Here is a 17,572-nt window from a genome sequence, read left to right on the forward strand (position 1 = left end):
CAGCGTTGCAGAACAGGCACCTTCAAAAATGAAGGCCAATCTCCCCCCTTGCGGGGGAGATGTCCGGCAGGACAGAGGGGGGCGCGAAGGGGCGCCGACCTCCCATCGTTATCTCTAGGATTGACGAATGGACGGCGTTTCCAGGGGACACTTCGGCCGCCACCGCAAGATCATGCCCTTCGAGCCCGACGCCGCGCCGACCTCGATCGACGAACTGCGCAACGCGGCCCGCGAGAAGGCCGCCTCCCTTAACCAGCATGTGCTGGGCTACGGCGCGACGGCCGAGCGCGAATGGGCGGCGGCCGGCATTTCCGCGCCCGACCTGCCGGCCATGCGGAAATATCGGCTGGAGCGCATCCGCGCCGAGCTGAAGCGTCGCGACTATGCCGGCGCCCTGCTCTATGATCCTGTCAACATCCGCTACGCGACCGACAGCACCAACATGCAGCTCTGGGTCGCGCATAATGCGACCCGCCATTGCTTCGTTGCGACCGAAGGCCCGGTCGTGCTGTTCGATTATTTCTCCTGCGAGCACCTGTCCGACCACTCCGGCGTCGTCGACGAAGTGCGTCCTGCTGTATCCTGGATATATCTCTATGGTGGAGAGTTGAGCGGAAAGCGGGTCGAGCGCTGGGCTGTCGGCATTGCCGACCTCGTCAGGGCACATGGCGGCGGCAATCGCCGCATCGCGGTCGACCATCTCGACCCGGAAGGCGTAGCCGCGCTCGGCCGCCTCGGCATCTCGGTCGACAATGGCGAAGCGGTGATGGAAAACGCCCGCCTCATCAAGTCGCCCGACGAAATCCTTGCCATGCGCCGCGCGATCGTTGCCTGCGAGGCAGCAATGGCAGAGATGGAGGCAAAGCTCACACCGGGGATTTCCGAGAACGAGCTCTGGGCCGAGCTGCACCGAAGCAATATCGCCCGAGGCGGCGAGTGGATCGAGACGCGGCTGCTCTCCTCCGGACCGCGAACGAACCCTTGGTTCCAGGAATCTTCAGCACGCATCATCGAGGCGGGCGACCTCGTTGCCTTCGATACTGATCTGATCGGTCCGTACAGCTTCTGCGCGGACCTGTCGCGCACATGGCTCTGCGGCGACGACAATCCGAGCGATGAGCAGCGCGACCTTTTCCGCATTGCCGCAGACCAGATCGGCGTGAACATCGAGCTGCTCAGGCCCGGCATCTCCTTCCGCGATCTCGTCGAGCGGGCAAAGAACCCGCCGCCGGATTGCTTTCCGGCGCGCTACGGCGTGCTCTACCACGGCGTTGGGCTCGCCGACGAATATCCGACGCTGCCGCATGCCTCGGACTGGACCGACGACACGCCGGACGGCGTGCTCACGCCCGGCATGGTGCTTTGTGCGGAGAGCTATATTGGCCGGCTTGGCGGCCGCGGGGGCGTGAAGCTCGAGGAACAGATCCTGATCACCGAGACGGGCTGCGAGAAGCTGTCGAGCTATCCGCTCGATGCCCGGCTGCTTGCGCGCTGATCTCCTGCAGGCTCCAAATGTCACGCAGCTTCTCGACGATTTCCGGCGGCGTGTGGCGCGAGGTGATCATCGGCAGGCCTTTGCGCATGCCGGTCCAGCCAACGACTTGAACCTCGGCCGCCTTGGGTTCGTGGCGCTTGGCCATGTGCCAGGACCGGCAGTCGATCGCGCACACATCCGCCTTGCCCTCGGTGACAGCGACGATCGAGGCACGGTGCGCACCGCTTTCGATGCGCTCGCTGAAGATGTCCAGCATTTGGCCCATGCCTTCGAGGTCGCGCGTGAGCGCCAGGATGCCGGACATGGAGTCGAGGCTGTTGTAGGCGAAGCGCCTGCCGCGCAGCAGGTCGAGAGGGATGATCGGGACGCCGTCCCGTGAGGGGGAGGCATCATTGCCACGATGACGTTCTACGTTGCCCCCCTCTGTCCTGCCGGACATCTCCCCCACAAGGGGGGAGATCGGACTGCCGCCTCGATTTCGCCAATCGTCAACGTTGGAGACTAGCGAAATCGTAGATGAAGGCCCAATCTCCCCGCTTGTGGGGGAGATGTCCGGCAGGACAGAGGGGGGCGCGACAGGGCTGCGGCCTACGTCATCTCGCTTCATTGCTCGCATCAATATCGCGCTCGAATAGAGACTCCCCTTCCCGCCCTCGAACCCGTCATAGCTCGGCTGGCCGACCACCTGGACGTGTTCCGCCAGCCCGAGTTCCATCGGCCCCCAGCAGGCTTGCGCGAGCAGAAGCATCGGATGGCGCCACAGCGTCTCGCGATAGAGCTCGTCGGGCGGCAGCGTCGCAGGATCGGGCGCGATGACTGCGCCGCCTTGATCGCGAATGCCTCCTGGCACCGCGGGCATGTCGGCGTTCCGCCGCACGATCATCTCGGGCGCATCAATTCCCGCGCGACGCAAGAGAGCGCGAAGACGCCGCCACTCCATATCGATTTCGGCCTGCGTTTCCGGCCAGTCATACATGGGCAAGGCGGCGATAAAGCTCATGCCGCCCTACTGATGTGAAAGTTGAGTGATTGACAAGAAGCTACTTCTTCGGCGGCTCCGCCGGCACCGGCGCGGTGCCAAGACCGCTGACGTTCCTCGCCCGCACGCGCGGGCGGAAGGAAGCGCCCAGTTCCGGAGCACGGCGCCATGAAGGGTGCACGACAGGTTCCTTGGCCTTGAAGGCATATTCCTTCAAAAGCGCGAAATAATTGGGAAAGACATAGCCATCGTTCATCTTTACCCATTCGTCGCGACGCTCGCGGAACATGCGCGGCAGCCTGTACCAGGCGGCCGCAGGGTTGCGATGGTGCACGAAATGCAGATTGTTGTTGAGGAAAAGGAAAGCGAGCGGCGACCGCTCGACAATGATCGTGCGCCCTTCCGGTTGTTCCGACCATTGATGCTCCGCGAATGTGCGGATCGAAATCAATCCGAGGCCCAGCCAGGTCGGGCCCAGAAGATAGATCCAGAGCGGAATGCAGAAGCCGTAAGTGATGATCGGCAGCACGATCGCAAGGGCGGCGAGATGCAGCGCCCAGGCAAGCCGCACCGCTCGATCGCCCTCCCGCACCAGCCTCCAGTCGTCCAGGAAGAAGCCGATTGCAGAGAGCCACGGTCCCAGGATCAAGCGGCCGACCATCGTATTGTTGAGCCGAAGCAGCGCCTTCATCGCCTCCGGAAGCTCCTCGTGCTTCCAAAGCGCCTGATAATAGCTCTCGGGATCGTCGAACGGGTCGGTCAGCCGCTCGTCCGCATGATGCCTCAGATGCAGGGCCTTGAAGCGTCGATAGGGCCACACGAGCCCGATCGGCAGAAAGACGAAGGCTTCATTGACAAGCGCGTTGCGTGTCGGATGGCCGTGCAGCACTTCGTGCACCAGCGAAGATTGCAGCGCGACCACGAAACCCAAAACGAGAAGTCCTATGCTTGGATAGCTGGGCCAGATCAGCAGGCCAGCAGCGCCCCAAAGTGCATAGCACCCGATTATCAGCCCAACCGTCGGCCACTCCACCGACGACAACCCGCGCCGTCTGACCTGCCTCTCTGCCATGCCTTGCCCCAGTCAGGAATCCCCTCAGTTCCTGACAATATGCTGTCAGTAGAATCGGCCTTCTTCAATGCGACAATGCGCAGAAAGCGTTTACATTGCGCATCTTGGGACGCATCTGTTGCACATTGTAAACGATCGGCGAGATTCATATACGCATTGAACGCCATGTTTGAATGAGTAGCGCAAAATCATTCCCCAGCGCCAGGAGCCACAAATGGATAAGCGCGACCTGTCAAGCGTCTTTCGCGAGCGGCTGAAAATGGTCATACGCCGTTCGGATCTGAACCAGTCGGCGTTCGCCCAGGCTGTCGGCATCGACCGTTCGGCGCTGTCGCAACTCCTCTCCGGGGCCACCACGCGGCTTCCCCGTGCGGAGACGCTGCTCAACATTGCCTCTGAGAACAAGGTGTCGCTCGATTGGCTTCTGGGCCTCAGCCAGGATGAAGGGCTGACAGGCGAGATCCGCGCAAGCTTTGAACTGGAGGAGGCGGTCGGCGGCTTCGATCGCACGCTGCTCGCCCGCTGGCACGCTGAAGCGGGAGGCACCAAGATCCGCTACGTACCGGCCGGCATTCCCGACCTGCTCAGGACCGACGAACTGATCGAGTACGAGGCCGGCATCACCAACAAGAGCCCCGAATCGCAGGCGGACGAGACACGCTACCGCATCGACTATTCGCGCCGGCCGGAGACCGACATGGAAGTGTGCATGCCGCTTCACGTGCTCGAGATTTTCGCACGCGGGCTCGGTATCTGGAGCGATTTCCCCGCAGCGGCGCGCGTCGAGCAGCTCACTCACATGGCACGCTTGCTCGACGATCTCTATCCGACGTTCCGTCTCTACCTATATGACGGCCGACTGCGCTATTCCCTGCCCTATACGATCTTCGGCTCTATCCGCGCAGCGATCTATGCCGGCGACATGTATCTGGTGCTGAACGCGACGCAGCCCGTCAGGGCCCTCACCCGCCATTTCGACAATTTGATCCGCGCAGCGGTCGTCAACGCGCATGAAAGCGCTGCCTTTGCGAGAGACCTCGTGACACTGCCGATCAGGAATAACGATAGCTAGAGGCCCCGCAACCCATCCCGCTCATTGACAGATATAAAGACTTCTTTATATCCTTATTCGATTGAACCCACGAGAGCCGTTGTCATGACCAATCCGATCGATGCCCTGATTGCTGAAAAGGGCGTGCTGCTTGCCGACGGTGCGACCGGGACAAACCTGTTTGCTATGGGACTTCCGGCCGGCGAAGCGCCGGAACTGCTCAACGAGACCGCGCCCGACACCATCCGTGAATTGCACCAACGCTTCGTTGATGCAGGCGCCGACATCATCCTGACAAACTCCTTCGGCGGCACCAGACACCGGCTGAAGCTGCACCATGCGCAGGACCGGGTTTTCGAGCTCAACAAGAAGGCCGCCGAGATCGGCCGCTCGGTTGCCGACAAGTCGGGCCGCAAGGTGATCGTCGCGGGCTCGGTCGGCCCGACCGGCGAGCTTCTAGTGCCGCTCGGCGCCCTCACCTACGAGGATGCGGTCGACGCCTTCGCCGAGCAGATCGAAGGACTGAAAGCCGGCGGCGCGGAGGTTGCCTGGATCGAGACCATGTCGGCGCCGGAGGAGATCCGTGCCGCCGCGGAAGCCGCGATCCGAGTCGGTCTCCCCTACACCTATACCGGCTCCTTCGACACGGCTGGCCGCACCATGATGGGGCTGTTGCCGAAGGACATACACGCCGTCGCCGACGGCTTGGCCGAGAAGCCGCTCGGCGTTGGCGCCAATTGTGGTGTCGGCGCATCCGACATCCTCGCCTCTCTGCTCGACATGACCGCGGCAAAGCCGGACGCGACCGTGATCGTCAAGGGCAATTGCGGCATCCCGGAATTCCGGGGCTCGGAGATCCACTATTCGGGCACGCCCGAGCTGATGGCGGACTATGTGCGACTGGCAGTCGACGCCGGAGCCAAGATCGTGGGCGGCTGCTGCGGCACGAGTTTCGGCCACTTAGCCGCCATGCGTAAGGCACTGGACGCGCACACCAAGGCTGAGCGGCCGACGGTCGAGACCATCGTCGAGCGTATCGGGCCGATGCGGAACAAGCTCGCCAGCCAGGGCGGAACGGAAGCTGAAGGCGGCAGGCGTCGGCGTGCCAGGGCATAAAGTCAGCGCGCAGCCAGACGATACGGCTGAATCAGCAACTCGGCGGGAATGCCCCATTTGCGGTTGAGCTTGTAGGCCATATCCAGAGTGATCGCACGCCTGCGTCGCAGGACTTCCGATGCCCGGGGCGACGATCCTAGAACCTCTGCAAGGTCCCTGCGTGTCAGACCCTTCATTTGCATGTGGGCAGCGATCGTCTCGACCGGATCGGGATCCGAGATCGGGTAGTGTGCGTCTTCGTAGGCTTCTATGAGTGTGGCAAGAACATCGAAACGGTCGCCCTCGGGTGTTCCCGGCTCCGGCTGATCTTCAAAATAAGCCGTGATTTCCTCGATTGCCCATTCATAGTCCGCCTCGGTTTTGATCGGTCGAATATTTTCCATCACACCGTCTCCGGATCTATTTTGTCGTAGTCCCTGTGGGTGCCGACAAATTTGATGAGCACGCGCTTGAAAGCATAGGCGACGTGAACCACGAGGCGGTACTTGTTGCCTCCGATGTCGAAGATCAGCCGATTGTCACCGACGAAGTCGACAGTTGGCCCAAACATTGCCTTCACATCAGCCGGTCAGTTCCAGTCTGCCTCGCTGACCAACACGTACCAGACGGACAGGGGTGTCTGGGCTTGGTTGTGTCTCTCCCAGAATTCCCTCAGTGCCCGCTTCGCAATGATCTGCATTCCTCGATATAGGCAATTCCCAAATTGGGAACAAGTGGTTTCAATTTTATGCAGATCAAGACTGGCAGACGAAGGACTGTCGCCTTCGCCGATGCCTCACTTCCCAGAACATTCGCCGTTTTGCTTACCGTGGAGGTAACGGCCGACCGCGCCCCGCAATCGCCATTACCGGTTCCTGCTATCCAGCGCGGCGGCGAGGCGTACCAGCGAAACGAACTCCGCCCTGTACCCGAACGGGTCGGAGCCCCGCGCAGCATTGGCGATCCCGATGATCCTGTCGTAGCCCAATGACGCGGTCTGACCTTCGTCGCGCAGCTTCTGGCCGAAGGCAGCAACCGCGACCGAGAAACGCTGATCGACGCTCGCCTGGTCGAAGGAGGACACCTCGTTCGCCTTCGTCACCGGCGTGGTGATCAGTTTCGACGTATCGCCGTCCGGCGCCTTGTAGCGGATCTTCACGAATGCATATTCTTCCGGGTTCTGCACGCCGCCATTGCCGGTCGAGGCCTGGCCGTAGCGCAGGCCATCGATCATTTGAGGAGCCCCCTTGGGCGTGATCTCGTAGATGGCAGTGACCGCATGGCCCGAGCCGATCTCGCCGGCGTCGGCACGGTCGTTGTTGAAGTCCTCGCGGTTGAGTGCCCGGGTTTCGTAGCCGATCAGCCGATATTCGGCGACCTTGGTCGGATTGAACTCGACCTGGATCTTCACGTCCTTGGCGATCGGGAAGAGTGTCGAGGAGGCATCCTCGACCAGCACCTTCTCGGCCTCGGCAAGCGTGTCGATATAGGCAGCCGTGCCGTTGCCGTTCTGGGCGATGGTCTGCATCATATGGTCGTTGAGATTGCCGCGACCGAAGCCAAGCACCGAGAGGAACACGCCCGAATTGCGGTTCTGTTCGATGAGCCGCTTGAGATCCTCGTCGTCGGTCTGGCCGACATTGAAATCGCCATCGGTGGCGAGCATAACGCGGTTCACGCCCCCCTGTACGAACGACTGTCCGGCGAGCTTGTAGGCTTCTCGGATGCTGGCCGCGCCGGCCGTCGAACCGCCGGGCGCCAGATTGTCTATTGCCGAAAGGATCTTCGCCTTTTCCGAGACTTTGGTGGGCATCAGGACGGTGCCGGCCTCGCCGGCATAGGTGACGATCGACACCGTGTCGTTCGGGCCCAGCCTGTCGACAAGCAGCTTGAAGGCGGATTTCAAGAGCGGCAGCTTGTCCGGCTCGTCCATGGACCCCGAGACATCGATGAGGAATACCAGGTTGACCTTCGGCTTCTCGGTGGGCGCGATGTCATAACCCTTGATCGCGACATGCATCAGCCTGGTCTCAGCGTTCCACGGCGTCGGCATGACGGTGACGGTTGCGTTGAACGGTGTGGCTGCCGAATCCGGCCCCTTCCAGTCATAGGGGAAGTAGTTGATCATCTCCTCGACGCGCACCGTGTCGGCTTGCGGCAGCAGCCCCTCTTTCAGCGAACGGCGCACGAAGGAGTAGGATGCGGTATCAACGTCGATCGAAAAGGTCGAAACGGGGTCGGTTGCAACGGACCTGACCGGATTGGCCTTGAATTCCTGAAGCCGGTCGCGATTCTCTGGCTGCTGCACCTCTTGATCGGCAGGCACCTGAACTGCCGATAATTGATCCTGCGCCGCAGGCCTCGGCGCCGCCGCTCCACCTGCGGCGCGACCGTCCTGTGGCTGGCTTGCAATCACGCGCGGCGCCATCGGCTCTGGGGGAAGAGGCGCGATTTGCTCGGAAGCGACGGTAGTTTGTGCGTCGGGCTTCGCTCCCCTCTCCAACGGGAGACCTGTGTCGACACCACGACCAAGCGGGCTCGGCGCGGCTTCGTTCTTCTTCGCCGCGTGAAGCGTCATCGGCTTTGCGACAGTCGTCTTTTCGGCGTGCCCCGGCTTCGCAGTCTCTCCGACCGTGTCCTGGGGCATGAAGCGGAACGGCTGCTCCAGCATCAGGTGATAGGCCGTGTAGCCCGCGATCGGCAGCGCCAGCAGTCCGGCGATCGCCGGCGTCGCATACATCTTCCTGTTCATCGTCTCTCTCCAGAGCTTCCTTGCCCGATCGATGAGACGAGTGCCCGCTTCCCTTCCTTGGGCGGCCGCGGAAGTATTTTCGAGATCATAGGCGGCGAAAGCCGCGTCAAGCGCGCGCGAGCGGGCCTCGTCCTGCGGAGCAGGCACGGCGCTGTTGCGCAGGATGTCGAGTTCGTCCTTTTCCATGGTCAGACTTCCCCGGCCGAAGCGATCATCCGCTTCAGCCGCTTCTTGGCTTCATGGACGTGCCAGGAGACAGTGGCTTCTGCCGAACCCATCACGTCGGCTGCGTCCGCATGGCTCAGGCCTTCGCCATAGACGAGCAGCACGGCTTCCCGCTGCTTGTCGGGAAGGGTCCTGACTGCCGCCCACAGCTCCTCGACCGGATCGTCGGCCAAAGGCTCATGGGCCTCGCCGCCCGATACCAGCGCGTGAATGCCGAACGCCTCCATCTTCGCGCTCTCCCGTGCGGACTTGCGCTTCAGGTCACGCGCGGCGTTTAGCGTCATGGCGTAGAGCCAGGTCGTGAAGGCGCTGCCACCCCGGTATGAGCGGATCGCCTTGCCGAGCCTCACGCAGACCTCCTGCGCGATGTCCTCGGCGTCGGCTCGGTTGCCGGCCCAGCGCCAGGCGACTCGATGGATGAAGTCGTAGTGCCTTTCGACCAGACGGCCGAAGGCCTCGCGATCCCCCTCGCGCGCCCGCCCGGCCAGCGCCAGATCGGAAGTTGCCTCTGTCTCCAGCACCATCACCGTCATTTGCGTGTGAGACGAACGCTTTGCGGCCTTCCTTGGGTAAGCGCAAAGAAAATTTTCAAAGGGCGGGGCTGAGGGCAGCAAATGCATATGAAACGAAACCTGTTCGTGGAATATTTGGCGCCGCCCAGCGTTCCTATGGCGGTATGGCAGACGCCGACGCGCCCGGCCAATGGGAGACACGCTCATGAAATCGATAGCTATTGGATTAGCCGCGCTGCTCGCGACGGCGGCGGCAGCTTACACGATGGAGCCCGCGAAACTTGTGCAGGGCAAGAGCGGCAAGGTCTGGACCGATGAGAAGGGCATGACCCTTTACACTTTCGACAAGGACAAGAAAGGCGAGTCCAGCTGCGACGACAAATGCGCGAAAGCGTGGCCGCCGCTAGCCGCCGGCGCGGATGCCAAGGCCACGGGCCAGTGGACTGTCGTCAATCGCAAGGACGGCACCAAGATGTGGGCCTATGAGGGCCATCCGCTCTACACTTACGCAGACGACAAGGCGCCCGGCGACATGAAGGGCGAAGGCAAAGGCGGCGTCTGGCACGTCGCTAAGCAATAGCGGCGAGCGCCTGGGAGCGCGCTACGGCATTCAGATCAGACAGCGCCGCCGGCCACCATTGCGAGCCGGCGGCGCCTGTGCGTCAGGCAAACCAGGCGCGGAGACCGCCCTGAGCAATGCGGCGCAGCCGCTGTGCCAGGCCAGCTCCGGTCATGCTGCCGTAGTAGTGGCAATCGCAGAATAGCCGATGCGCATCGCGACCGGAGAGCTCGAAGAACGCCATCGCGTCTCCGAGACGATCGCCCGCCAGCCCCTCTTCGCGAAGAACAGGGTCCTTGTAGGCGACCTCCAGCGGCGAATTGTCGGCCCGTGCCTCCAGGCGCTCCGCGAGCGGGAGATACTCGATGCGAGTAAGCGCGTTGAGCTTGCCGGGGTTCCTGTCAAGCAGGTCGGCCCAGCGCTCGAGCCGTTCACGGCGGCTCATTCTGCGGGTTGCGAAGGGTACGATTTCGGCGACGCCGCCGAGTTCGTCGATCTTCTGGTGTTTCATGCGAAGCTCCTATGACAAGCCCCCGCAGCAACACCCCTCCAACGGCATCATACCAGCTATCGTTCCCGATGCTATTGTCATTTGCTCCAAACCGACCGGTTTGGACGTCAATTGAGGTAAGGTGAGCAGCTTCGCTCGAAGGAATTGGGCCGATCGCAATCAGCCGAGCGTTTCGGAAAAGAACGTCGTGAGCCGCCGCCAATGGCGCTCGGCACCCGCGAAATCGAAAACGCCGTGATCCGGCACGCACCAGCCGTGCTGCATGCCGACATAATTCTCGATGATATGGTCGACTTCGGCTGTCCGCAGTGCCTCCGCGAGCTTGGCGGATTGATCCGGCGGGAAGCTGCGGTCGACGCCGGCGGTTCCGACATAGACCTTGGCCTTGATCTTGGCTGCCTGCCAGTGCGGGCTATCCGGCGCATCGCCCGCCAGGTTGCCGCCGTGGAAGCTCGCCGCGGCAACGATGCGATCGGGATAGGTTGCCGCCGCATTGAGCGACCGCGCTCCACCCATGCAGTAGCCAACCGTTCCGACTGGTCCTACGCCCGCCTCCGCAAGCGCATCAAGAAAACCGGCGGTGTCGCGCTTGGTCATCTCCTGGCTCGTCGAGCCGATCAGTTCCATCAGCTCCGCACGTGTCTTCTCGTTGCTGAAGGCGGTCTTGGCATCAAACGCATAAGGGCCGTTGCGATAGAAGAGATCCGGAACGAGCACGGCATAGCCCTGCCCTGCAATGCGCTCCGCCATCTGAAAGAGCGCGGGCCTTGGGCCGAACGCATCCATATAGAGAATGACACCGGCATTGGAGGCGCCCCCCTCAGCCCGAAATAGTCCCGCCCTCGCAACGCCATCCTGGGTGCGGATATCGAGATCCTGCTTCATCGTGCCACTCCATGCTGCCTCAGGGCCGCTACCATAGGAGGCATTCGGTGCAAGCGGACAAGGCTCTTATGCTACACATCGGCGTGAAGTCGCGCCCGAAAATCCGGCCTAACGCGCGAATGCCGCCATGTGGAACGCCTGCTCATCTGCGGGATAGCGATAATCGGTCCCGAAGGGGCAGGCGTTGCGATCGAGGCAACCGCGCTCACGGCACGCTCCGCCGAGCGCACCGCGGACATGCGTCAGGCAATCCTGATGGGCGAAGCCCGCCTCGGAATATGCATTGACCGGACAGGATTTCAGGCAAGGCTTCCCCTCGCATAGATCGCAAAGGTGCGTCCTTCCGCGAGACGGTTCGATCGCCAGCTCGATGTCGAATAGGAGCGCGCCGCGATAGGCATGCCAGAGCCCATATTCGGGATGCATCAGGATCCCAAGCGGCGACGGCCTCAAGCCTTCGGCTCGCATCGCCCATTGCTGGAACGGCAGATAGGGCCGGTCGGAGGGCGAGACGGCCCTCGCTCCGGATTTTTCGGCAACTGCGCCGATCACCTGACGTGCCCAGCTGTCGAGCGGATTCTCGCGTCCGCCTTGCCGGCTTGCGCGCCACTCCAGGAAATGCGGCCACGGGGCAGCACCGGCCTGACCGACAAGCAGCACGGATTTCGCCGGCCCGCCTGACGGCCCTGGCGGTGCCTTCTCGTCAGCACCGAAGGCAAAGCCGCCGCGCAGTATCAATCCATGAATGAAAAGATCGCTTGCGATCGCTTCGGGCGACAACATCATCTCTTGTCCGGTTCGGAGAAGGCACTCCGCCAGACTTCCTTGTGGATGATGTTGGCCACTTTAGCCCGGCCTGAATCGGGCTCCCTTCAAGTGAAGGCGTCAGGCATGGACGCCTTCTTCTTGGCCACGAAATCCTTGAGCCCTTCGTCGATACCGGGATCGATCGCCGGCGCCTCGTAGCTTTCGAGCCACCGCCGCGCCAGCTCGTTGGCGCGCTGGGCGGCAGTCTTTTCGCCTTCGGCCAGCCACTGCTCGTAGGAATTGTTGTCGGCAATCGTCGAGCGGTAGAAGGCGGTCTGGAAATTCGCCTGCGTGTGGTCGCAGCCGAGATAATGGCTGCCCGGCCCGACCTGGCGGATCGCATCCATCGCCTGGCCGTTCTCGGACAGATCGATGCCTTCGGCGAATCTTTGGGCCATGCCGAGCTGGTCGACATCCATCATGAACTTCTCGTAGCCCGAGACCAGCCCGCCTTCGAGCCAGCCGGCTGCGTGGAGCACAAAATTCGTGCCGGCCAGAAGCGTCGAGTTGAGCGTATTGGCGCTCTCATAGGCTGCCTGCGCATCGGCGATCTTGGAGGCGCAGAGCGACCCGCCGGTGCGGAACGGCAAGCCGAGCCGACGAGCAAGCTGCGCCGCGCCGTAGGAGACCAGCGATGGCTCCGGCGTGCCGAAGGTCGGTGCGCCCGACTGCATGGAAATCGACGAGGCGAATGTGCCGAACAGCACCGGCGCGCCAGGTCTCACGAGCTGTGTGAGAGCCGCGCCGGCCAGCACTTCGGCAAGGATTTGCGTCAGCGTGCCGGCAACCGTCACCGGGCTCATCGCGCCGGCGAGGATGAAGGGCGTCACGATCGTCGCCTGGTTGTGGCGCGCATAGACCTTGAGCGCGCCGAGCATGGTCTCGTCGAACACCATCGGTGAGTTGGCGTTGATCAGGCTGGTAGTCACCGTGTTGTTCTCGACGAACTCGTCGCCGAACACGATCTTGGCCATCGCAACCGTGTCCTCGGCCCGCTCGGGCGCCGTCACCGAGCCCATGAATGGCTTGTCGGAGTAGCGCAGGTGCGCATAGATCATGTCGAGGTGGCGCTTGTTGACCGGCACGTCGACCGGCTCGCAAACCGTTCCGCCCGAATGGTGCATCGACGGCGCCATATAGGAAAGCTTCACGAAATTGCGGAAATCCTCGATCGTGGCGTAGCGCCTCTTGCCATCGAGGTCGCGCACGAAGGGCGGTCCATAGACCGGCGCAAAGACGGTTGCATCGCCGCCGATCTCGACCGAGCGCTCCGGATTGCGCGCGTGCTGGGTGAACACCTTCGGTGCCGTCTTGAGCAGCGAGCGCGGCAGGCCGCGTGGGAAATGGACGCGCTCCCCCTTCACGTCCGCGCCCGCGCTCTTCCAGAGCTGCAGTGCTTCCGGATCGTCGCGAAAGATTATCCCGACTTCCTCGAGCACGGTGTCGGCATTCTTCTCGATCAGGGCAAGGCCCTCGTCGTCGAGCACTTCGTAGACCTTCACCTTGCGGCGAATATAAGTGAGCTGCTGCCCGGGACCGCCGCCCGAGCGTGCCGCACGTCGTGCAGCCGCTCCGCCGCGCTCACCACGACCGCGCCTGCCACCCGTCGGTTCCGCGTCGACCGCGACGTTTTCGCCCATAGCTGCCATCCCTGTAGAATAAACTCGTCGCCGCCCCTTTCGGCGGCAGGTCGCGAAATCGTAGTCCGTGAGGCTAGGCAAAACGGCCCGCGAGCGCCAATGCCTGTCGCAAAATCGACAAGGCGGCGTGAGGCCTCCTGCAGCCCCGACGGAAGCAGATGCTGAAGACTACTGCGTGTTCAAAAAGGCAAGCTATTTTCTGACTTCGCGGCCAGCCAGCTGCGATGGCACGCGCCCCCGTCGCTTTCCATGTCACCTAGGTCGCAATTGGCAATGGCTTTTATTTTTGCCAGCCCCTAGGTATTGGCGGGTATCGACATGATGCATGCAAGGGTTTGCCGATGTCTGACGACGAGATCATCCTCTCCGAACTTTCCGACGACGAGCTCGTCCAGCAGATGCATGACGACCTCTATGACGGGCTGAAGGAAGAGATCGAGGAAGGCACGAATATCCTCCTCGGGCGCGGCTGGGCGCCTTACGAGGTACTGACCGAGGCGCTCGTCGAGGGCATGCGTATCGTCGGCGAAGACTTCCGCGACGGCATTCTGTTCGTGCCTGAGGTCCTGCTGTCGGCCAATGCGATGAAGGCCGGCATGTTTATTCTGAGGCCGCTGCTTGCAGAGACCGGAGCCCCCAAGCAGGGCAAGTTGGTGATCGGCACCGTGAAGGGCGACATCCACGACATCGGCAAGAACCTGGTCGGCATGATGATGGAAGGCGCCGGCTTCGACGTGGTCGACCTCGGCATCAACAACCCGGTCGAGAAGTATCTGGCGGCGATCGAGGAGCATAAGCCCGACATCCTCGGCATGTCGGCGCTGCTGACCACCACCATGCCCTACATGAAGGTCGTCATCGACACCATGAAGGAAAAGGGCATTCGCGACGATCTCATCGTGCTGGTTGGCGGCGCGCCGCTAAACGAGGAGTTCGGCAAGGCCGTGGGTGCTGACGCCTACTGCCGTGACGCGGCAGTAGCCGTCGAGACTGCGAAGGAATTTATCAAGCGTAAGCACAACGTCCGCGCATCGGCCTGAGGCTCGGACGTCGCTTGCCGGGAGCCGCCGGAGGTTCCTGGCTACTGTGCGGCGTGGGCTACTCTTTTGCCGGCATGTTGGGTCGCACTGACGGTGTTTGCCGTGTCTTGCCCGATGCCGCGAATTGTATTGGCGCAACCGGCGACCGCCAAGATGCCGAGAACGACAGCAATTGTCGTAACTTGCCTGAGTACCATGGATCTGGCTCCCTCGTTAGAATAACTGGAGTAGATGCCGAAAAGAACGTGATTTGTTCGAACTGGTTCCATGACTCGCTCCAAGAACACGATACCTGTTTCCGAGCGGCTGCTGGTGATTGCCTGCGGTATGATTGCGCGCGAGGTGCTTGCAGTTAAGGAACTGAATGGGCTCGACCATCTGGAGCTCACCTGCCTGCCCGCCGAGTTCCACTACTACCCCGACCGTATTGCTCCTGCGATGGATGCCGCGATCGTAGAGGCGAAGGAAAAGGGCTACCGCCAGATCTTTGCCGGCTATGCTGATTGCGGTACAGGCGGAATGCTTAACCGAGTTTTGGAAAAACATGGGGTGGAGCGCGTCGCCGGCCCGCATTGCTTCGCCTTCTATCAAGGACAAGCTGTCTTCGATGTAGTGGGCGATGCCGATATGACGTCCTTCTACATGACCGATTTCCTGTGTCGTCAATTCGACGCCTTCTTCATGAAGCCGCTCGGGCTCGACCGGCACCCTGAGCTCATCAAGGATTTCTTCGGCAATTACGAGAAGCTGATCTATCTGGCGCAGACCGACGATCCGGAACTGGAACGCGTCGCCGAGAACGCAGCCAGGCTACTCGGCCTTGTCTATGAACGTCGCTTCACCGGCTACGGCGATCTTACCGGCGTATTGGTCGATGCCGCTGCCAGGTCCAGCTAGCTTCGACGTCAGGGTGAGATTGCGCAAGGCTAAGAACAGTCGCTGTGCCGCCGTGCGCTGCCGGAGCGTATTCATTCAGGATTGGCCAGCATTTGCTGACATCCCTCGGAGGCAGAAGTCATGAATGTTGCGGTTATGGGAGCGGGCGCAGTCGGCTGCTATTACGGCGCCATGCTGGCACGGGCGGGGCATCCAGTCACACTGATCGGCAGACAGCAGCATGTCGATGCCGTAACCGATCGGGGCTTGTTTCTCGAAACGGGCAGGTTTGAGGAATATGTTCCGATGCGGGCAACCACCGAGCCATCCGGGGTTGCCGACGCAGAGCTGGTGCTGTTCTGCGTCAAGTCCGGCGATACCGAAACGGCGGGTCGGGAAATCGTGGGCTACCTCAAGGAGAGCGCCGTCATTCTCAGCCTCCAGAACGGGGTGGATAATGCGGAGCGCCTTGAAGCCTCAATCGAAAGGGCTGTTGTTCCGGCTGCCGTCTATGTTGCTACCGAGATGACCGGGCCGGGTCATGTCAAACATCATGGCCGGGGCGAACTGGAAATCGGCCTAGCGTCAAAGAGCGCAGCCATTGCCGCGTCTTTCACAGCCGCCGGTATTCCTACGACCGTGTCCGAAAACGTCGCAGGCGCGCTCTGGAGCAAATTGATCGTGAACTGCGCCTATAATGCCCTCTCCGCTGTCTCCCAGCTTCCCTACGGGCGGCTGATCGAAGTCGACGGCGTCAAGGCGGTCATGGCTGACATTGTCGGGGAGTGCCTGTCCGTTGCTCGCGGGTCCGGCATCACCATTCCCCAGAACATCCTGGACTCCGTGCTGGCTCTCGCCAGCACAATGCCTGACCAGTATTCGTCGACAGCACAGGATGTTGCCCGGGGCAAGAAAAGCGAGATCGATTTCCTGAACGGATTTGTGGTCCGGAAGGGCAAGGATCTCGGCATCCCCACGCCGGCGAACCAGGCGCTCTACACCATGGTCAAGCTGGTGGAGGAAAAGACGAAGCAGTGAATTTCCGGCGGCAACACGGCATTTCAACGGGCCTCTTCCGCCGCCAGTTCCGCAAGCACCTCGGCAAACCCCGTGCGGCAGACGAAACCCAATCTCTCGCTGATACGCGCCGGATCGTAGACGCGGTCTATCGAGCGGAACATGGACCAGCCTTTTCGCGCATAGAGGCGCGGATAGTCCGGGAAATAGCGGGCAACCACCCTCGGCGCATCGACGATCAGCTCATCGCAGTCGGCCGCAGAGAAGGGTGTCGGCGCCGAAACCATGAACGTATCGAAACCCACCTCCGGTGCTTTCTCAAGCGCGATCGCATGGGCCTCGGCGGCATCCTCGACGGTGAGGCGACGGAAAAGGAACTCGTTGGCTTTGGTGTTCTCGTCCGACTGCTCGATCGAATGCGCCATGTCGTCTTCTTCGGGGAAGAAGCGCGCCGTACGCAGAATGATCACGGGCAGGCCGAATTGCAGATTGTAGAGACGGCATAGATGCTCTGCCGACAGCTTGGTCACGCCGTAGATGTTGCGCGGCTCGGGAACGATGTCCTCCGTGAGCCACGTCGCCCGTGCAGCGCCGCCCGCAGCACCCGTCGCGGATCGTCTGCGAGATCATCAGGGAGGTCGTCGACGTGAACACGAAACGGCTGACGCCGTTTGCCGCCGCCTCCTCCAGCAGATTGAAAGTACCGCGGACGTTGACTTCGATGAAATCCTCGCGTCGACGGCGTTCAATATCCGGCTTGTGCAGCGCGCCGCTATGAACGATCGCCTCTATCTCGTTTTCCATGATGGCGCGGCGCACGAGGTCGCGATCGGCAACCGAGCCGACCAGCTGTGTCCGCTCGGAGCCGACCGGATCGAGGCCGACCACAACATGGCCGAGCGCGCGCAATCGCGGAGCCAGTGTCTGGCCGAGCCAGCCCGATGCGCCGGTAAGCAGGATTCGCATTCAACTTCACCCAATGCCGTGATTTCGAAGCTTGCTTAACTTGATATCAAGCTCCGAAAGTATCTAGATCTGACGTCTTACTTCGCTTCA

At 61.9% G+C, this 17,572-nt stretch carries 18 protein-coding genes and 2 pseudogenes; 7 read left to right on the forward strand and 13 right to left on the reverse strand.

What is annotated here, in order from left to right; translation table 11 throughout:
* Nucleotides 1-127: 127 nt before the first annotated feature.
* Nucleotides 128-1,495 carry a Xaa-Pro peptidase family protein gene (locus SAZ10_RS01630; RefSeq protein ID WP_318607414.1) on the forward strand — a complete coding sequence of 456 codons (1,368 nt, stop codon included), beginning with the start codon at nt 128-130 and terminating at the stop codon, nt 1,493-1,495.
* Here the strand turns inward: SAZ10_RS01630 and SAZ10_RS01635 are convergent.
* Both SAZ10_RS01635 and SAZ10_RS01640 read right to left on the reverse strand, forming a co-directional pair.
* Entirely contained in the window at nt 1,431-2,495 is a 1,065-nt protein-coding gene (locus tag SAZ10_RS01635) for a phosphate/phosphite/phosphonate ABC transporter substrate-binding protein (RefSeq protein ID WP_318607415.1), read from the reverse strand. The two genes, SAZ10_RS01630 and SAZ10_RS01635, sit on opposite strands and share 65 nt — an antisense overlap.
* Before the next feature lie 40 nt (nt 2,496-2,535).
* Nucleotides 2,536-3,546 (reverse strand): fatty acid desaturase, encoded by a 1,011-nt coding sequence (locus SAZ10_RS01640; RefSeq protein ID WP_318607416.1) that lies wholly within the window; start codon nt 3,544-3,546, stop codon nt 2,536-2,538.
* Between the two features lie 214 nt (nt 3,547-3,760).
* Here SAZ10_RS01640 and SAZ10_RS01645 point away from each other — a divergent pair, with 214 nt between their 5' ends.
* On the forward strand, nt 3,761-4,618 hold the full coding sequence (locus SAZ10_RS01645; protein WP_318607417.1) for a helix-turn-helix transcriptional regulator: 858 nt from the start codon (nt 3,761-3,763) through the stop codon (nt 4,616-4,618).
* Between the two features lie 84 nt (nt 4,619-4,702).
* Nucleotides 4,703-5,713 (forward strand): betaine--homocysteine S-methyltransferase, encoded by a 1,011-nt coding sequence (gene bmt / locus SAZ10_RS01650; protein WP_318607418.1) that lies wholly within the window; start codon nt 4,703-4,705, stop codon nt 5,711-5,713.
* Nucleotides 5,714-5,715: 2 nt separating this feature from the next.
* On the opposite strand, the gene SAZ10_RS01655 is transcribed toward bmt, so the two are convergent.
* From SAZ10_RS01655 to SAZ10_RS01670, 4 genes and pseudogenes are all read right to left on the reverse strand, one after another.
* Nucleotides 5,716-6,096 carry an XRE family transcriptional regulator gene (locus SAZ10_RS01655; protein ID WP_318607419.1) on the reverse strand — a complete coding sequence of 127 codons (381 nt, stop codon included), beginning with the start codon at nt 6,094-6,096 and terminating at the stop codon, nt 5,716-5,718.
* Nucleotides 6,096-6,392, reverse strand: a pseudogene (locus SAZ10_RS01660) (type II toxin-antitoxin system HigB family toxin). Before SAZ10_RS01660 ends, SAZ10_RS01655 begins: the two are co-directional and overlap by 1 nt.
* Before the next feature lie 165 nt (nt 6,393-6,557).
* Nucleotides 6,558-8,630 carry a VWA domain-containing protein gene (locus tag SAZ10_RS01665; protein WP_318607420.1) on the reverse strand — a complete coding sequence of 691 codons (2,073 nt, stop codon included), beginning with the start codon at nt 8,628-8,630 and terminating at the stop codon, nt 6,558-6,560.
* Between the two features lie 2 nt (nt 8,631-8,632).
* Nucleotides 8,633-9,202 (reverse strand): RNA polymerase sigma factor, encoded by a 570-nt coding sequence (locus SAZ10_RS01670; RefSeq protein WP_318607421.1) that lies wholly within the window; start codon nt 9,200-9,202, stop codon nt 8,633-8,635.
* A gap of 184 nt (nt 9,203-9,386) precedes the next feature.
* Here SAZ10_RS01670 and SAZ10_RS01675 point away from each other — a divergent pair, with 184 nt between their 5' ends.
* Entirely contained in the window at nt 9,387-9,761 is a 375-nt protein-coding gene (locus SAZ10_RS01675; RefSeq protein ID WP_318607422.1) for a hypothetical protein, read from the forward strand.
* Between the two features lie 82 nt (nt 9,762-9,843).
* On the opposite strand, the gene SAZ10_RS01680 is transcribed toward SAZ10_RS01675, so the two are convergent.
* The 4 genes from SAZ10_RS01680 to SAZ10_RS01695 all read right to left on the reverse strand — a co-directional run bounded on the left by SAZ10_RS01680 (nt 9,844) and on the right by SAZ10_RS01695 (nt 13,583).
* Nucleotides 9,844-10,251, reverse strand: a complete 408-nt coding sequence (locus tag SAZ10_RS01680) for a hypothetical protein (protein WP_318607423.1) — start codon at nt 10,249-10,251, stop codon at nt 9,844-9,846.
* Nucleotides 10,252-10,410: 159 nt separating this feature from the next.
* Nucleotides 10,411-11,136 (reverse strand): dienelactone hydrolase family protein, encoded by a 726-nt coding sequence (locus SAZ10_RS01685; protein WP_318607424.1) that lies wholly within the window; start codon nt 11,134-11,136, stop codon nt 10,411-10,413.
* 108 nt (nt 11,137-11,244) lie between these two features.
* Nucleotides 11,245-11,919: a hypothetical protein gene (locus SAZ10_RS01690; protein ID WP_318607769.1), complete on the reverse strand. Its 675-nt coding sequence runs from the start codon at nt 11,917-11,919 to the stop codon at nt 11,245-11,247.
* Nucleotides 11,920-12,008: 89 nt separating this feature from the next.
* Complete coding sequence (locus SAZ10_RS01695; RefSeq protein ID WP_412535138.1) at nt 12,009-13,583, reverse strand: trimethylamine methyltransferase family protein; 1,575 nt, start codon at nt 13,581-13,583, stop codon at nt 12,009-12,011.
* A gap of 341 nt (nt 13,584-13,924) precedes the next feature.
* Between SAZ10_RS01695 and SAZ10_RS01700 the strand changes: the two genes are divergently transcribed.
* Nucleotides 13,925-14,623 carry a B12-binding domain-containing protein gene (locus SAZ10_RS01700; RefSeq protein WP_318607426.1) on the forward strand — a complete coding sequence of 233 codons (699 nt, stop codon included), beginning with the start codon at nt 13,925-13,927 and terminating at the stop codon, nt 14,621-14,623.
* Nucleotides 14,624-14,664: 41 nt separating this feature from the next.
* On the opposite strand, the gene SAZ10_RS01705 is transcribed toward SAZ10_RS01700, so the two are convergent.
* Nucleotides 14,665-14,820 carry an entericidin gene (locus SAZ10_RS01705; RefSeq protein ID WP_318607427.1) on the reverse strand — a complete coding sequence of 52 codons (156 nt, stop codon included), beginning with the start codon at nt 14,818-14,820 and terminating at the stop codon, nt 14,665-14,667.
* Between the two features lie 70 nt (nt 14,821-14,890).
* Between SAZ10_RS01705 and SAZ10_RS01710 the strand changes: the two genes are divergently transcribed.
* Together SAZ10_RS01710 and SAZ10_RS01715 are read left to right on the forward strand one after the other, a co-directional pair.
* A complete protein-coding gene (locus SAZ10_RS01710; RefSeq protein ID WP_318607428.1) occupies nt 14,891-15,520 on the forward strand; it encodes a DUF1638 domain-containing protein in 630 nt (209 codons plus the stop codon).
* 120 nt (nt 15,521-15,640) lie between these two features.
* Nucleotides 15,641-16,537, forward strand: coding sequence for a ketopantoate reductase family protein (locus tag SAZ10_RS01715; protein WP_318607429.1), 897 nt, complete (start codon nt 15,641-15,643; stop codon nt 16,535-16,537).
* Between the two features lie 23 nt (nt 16,538-16,560).
* On the opposite strand, the gene SAZ10_RS01720 is transcribed toward SAZ10_RS01715, so the two are convergent.
* Nucleotides 16,561-17,046, reverse strand: a complete 486-nt coding sequence (locus tag SAZ10_RS01720; RefSeq protein WP_318607430.1) for a hypothetical protein — start codon at nt 17,044-17,046, stop codon at nt 16,561-16,563.
* A gap of 154 nt (nt 17,047-17,200) precedes the next feature.
* A pseudogene (locus SAZ10_RS01725) lies at nt 17,201-17,482 on the reverse strand (NAD-dependent epimerase/dehydratase family protein); the annotation flags it as partial.
* Nucleotides 17,483-17,572: the final 90 nt, after the last annotated feature.

It is taken from the genome of Mesorhizobium sp. BAC0120 (assembly GCF_033542235.1).
GTDB lineage: Bacteria > Pseudomonadota > Alphaproteobacteria > Rhizobiales > Rhizobiaceae > JAWRCU01.

What these genes read in the sequence shown, in the direction of transcription:
- SAZ10_RS01630 (WP_318607414.1), top strand. Translation starts at nt 128, where the DNA reads ATGGACGGCGTTTCCAGGGGACACTTCGGCCGCCACCGCAAGATCATG.
- SAZ10_RS01635 (WP_318607415.1), bottom strand. Translation starts at nt 2,495, where the DNA reads ATGAGCTTTATCGCCGCCTTGCCCATGTATGACTGGCCGGAAACGCAG.
- SAZ10_RS01640 (WP_318607416.1), bottom strand. Translation starts at nt 3,546, where the DNA reads ATGGCAGAGAGGCAGGTCAGACGGCGCGGGTTGTCGTCGGTGGAGTGG.
- SAZ10_RS01645 (WP_318607417.1), top strand. Translation starts at nt 3,761, where the DNA reads ATGGATAAGCGCGACCTGTCAAGCGTCTTTCGCGAGCGGCTGAAAATG.
- bmt (WP_318607418.1), top strand. Translation starts at nt 4,703, where the DNA reads ATGACCAATCCGATCGATGCCCTGATTGCTGAAAAGGGCGTGCTGCTT.
- SAZ10_RS01655 (WP_318607419.1), bottom strand. Translation starts at nt 6,096, where the DNA reads ATGGAAAATATTCGACCGATCAAAACCGAGGCGGACTATGAATGGGCA.
- SAZ10_RS01665 (WP_318607420.1), bottom strand. Translation starts at nt 8,630, where the DNA reads ATGGAAAAGGACGAACTCGACATCCTGCGCAACAGCGCCGTGCCTGCT.
- SAZ10_RS01670 (WP_318607421.1), bottom strand. Translation starts at nt 9,202, where the DNA reads ATGACGGTGATGGTGCTGGAGACAGAGGCAACTTCCGATCTGGCGCTG.
- SAZ10_RS01675 (WP_318607422.1), top strand. Translation starts at nt 9,387, where the DNA reads ATGAAATCGATAGCTATTGGATTAGCCGCGCTGCTCGCGACGGCGGCG.
- SAZ10_RS01680 (WP_318607423.1), bottom strand. Translation starts at nt 10,251, where the DNA reads ATGAAACACCAGAAGATCGACGAACTCGGCGGCGTCGCCGAAATCGTA.
- SAZ10_RS01685 (WP_318607424.1), bottom strand. Translation starts at nt 11,136, where the DNA reads ATGAAGCAGGATCTCGATATCCGCACCCAGGATGGCGTTGCGAGGGCG.
- SAZ10_RS01690 (WP_318607769.1), bottom strand. Translation starts at nt 11,919, where the DNA reads ATGTTGTCGCCCGAAGCGATCGCAAGCGATCTTTTCATTCATGGATTG.
- SAZ10_RS01695 (WP_412535138.1), bottom strand. Translation starts at nt 13,583, where the DNA reads ATGGGCGAAAACGTCGCGGTCGACGCGGAACCGACGGGTGGCAGGCGC.
- SAZ10_RS01700 (WP_318607426.1), top strand. Translation starts at nt 13,925, where the DNA reads ATGTCTGACGACGAGATCATCCTCTCCGAACTTTCCGACGACGAGCTC.
- SAZ10_RS01705 (WP_318607427.1), bottom strand. Translation starts at nt 14,820, where the DNA reads ATGGTACTCAGGCAAGTTACGACAATTGCTGTCGTTCTCGGCATCTTG.
- SAZ10_RS01710 (WP_318607428.1), top strand. Translation starts at nt 14,891, where the DNA reads ATGACTCGCTCCAAGAACACGATACCTGTTTCCGAGCGGCTGCTGGTG.
- SAZ10_RS01715 (WP_318607429.1), top strand. Translation starts at nt 15,641, where the DNA reads ATGAATGTTGCGGTTATGGGAGCGGGCGCAGTCGGCTGCTATTACGGC.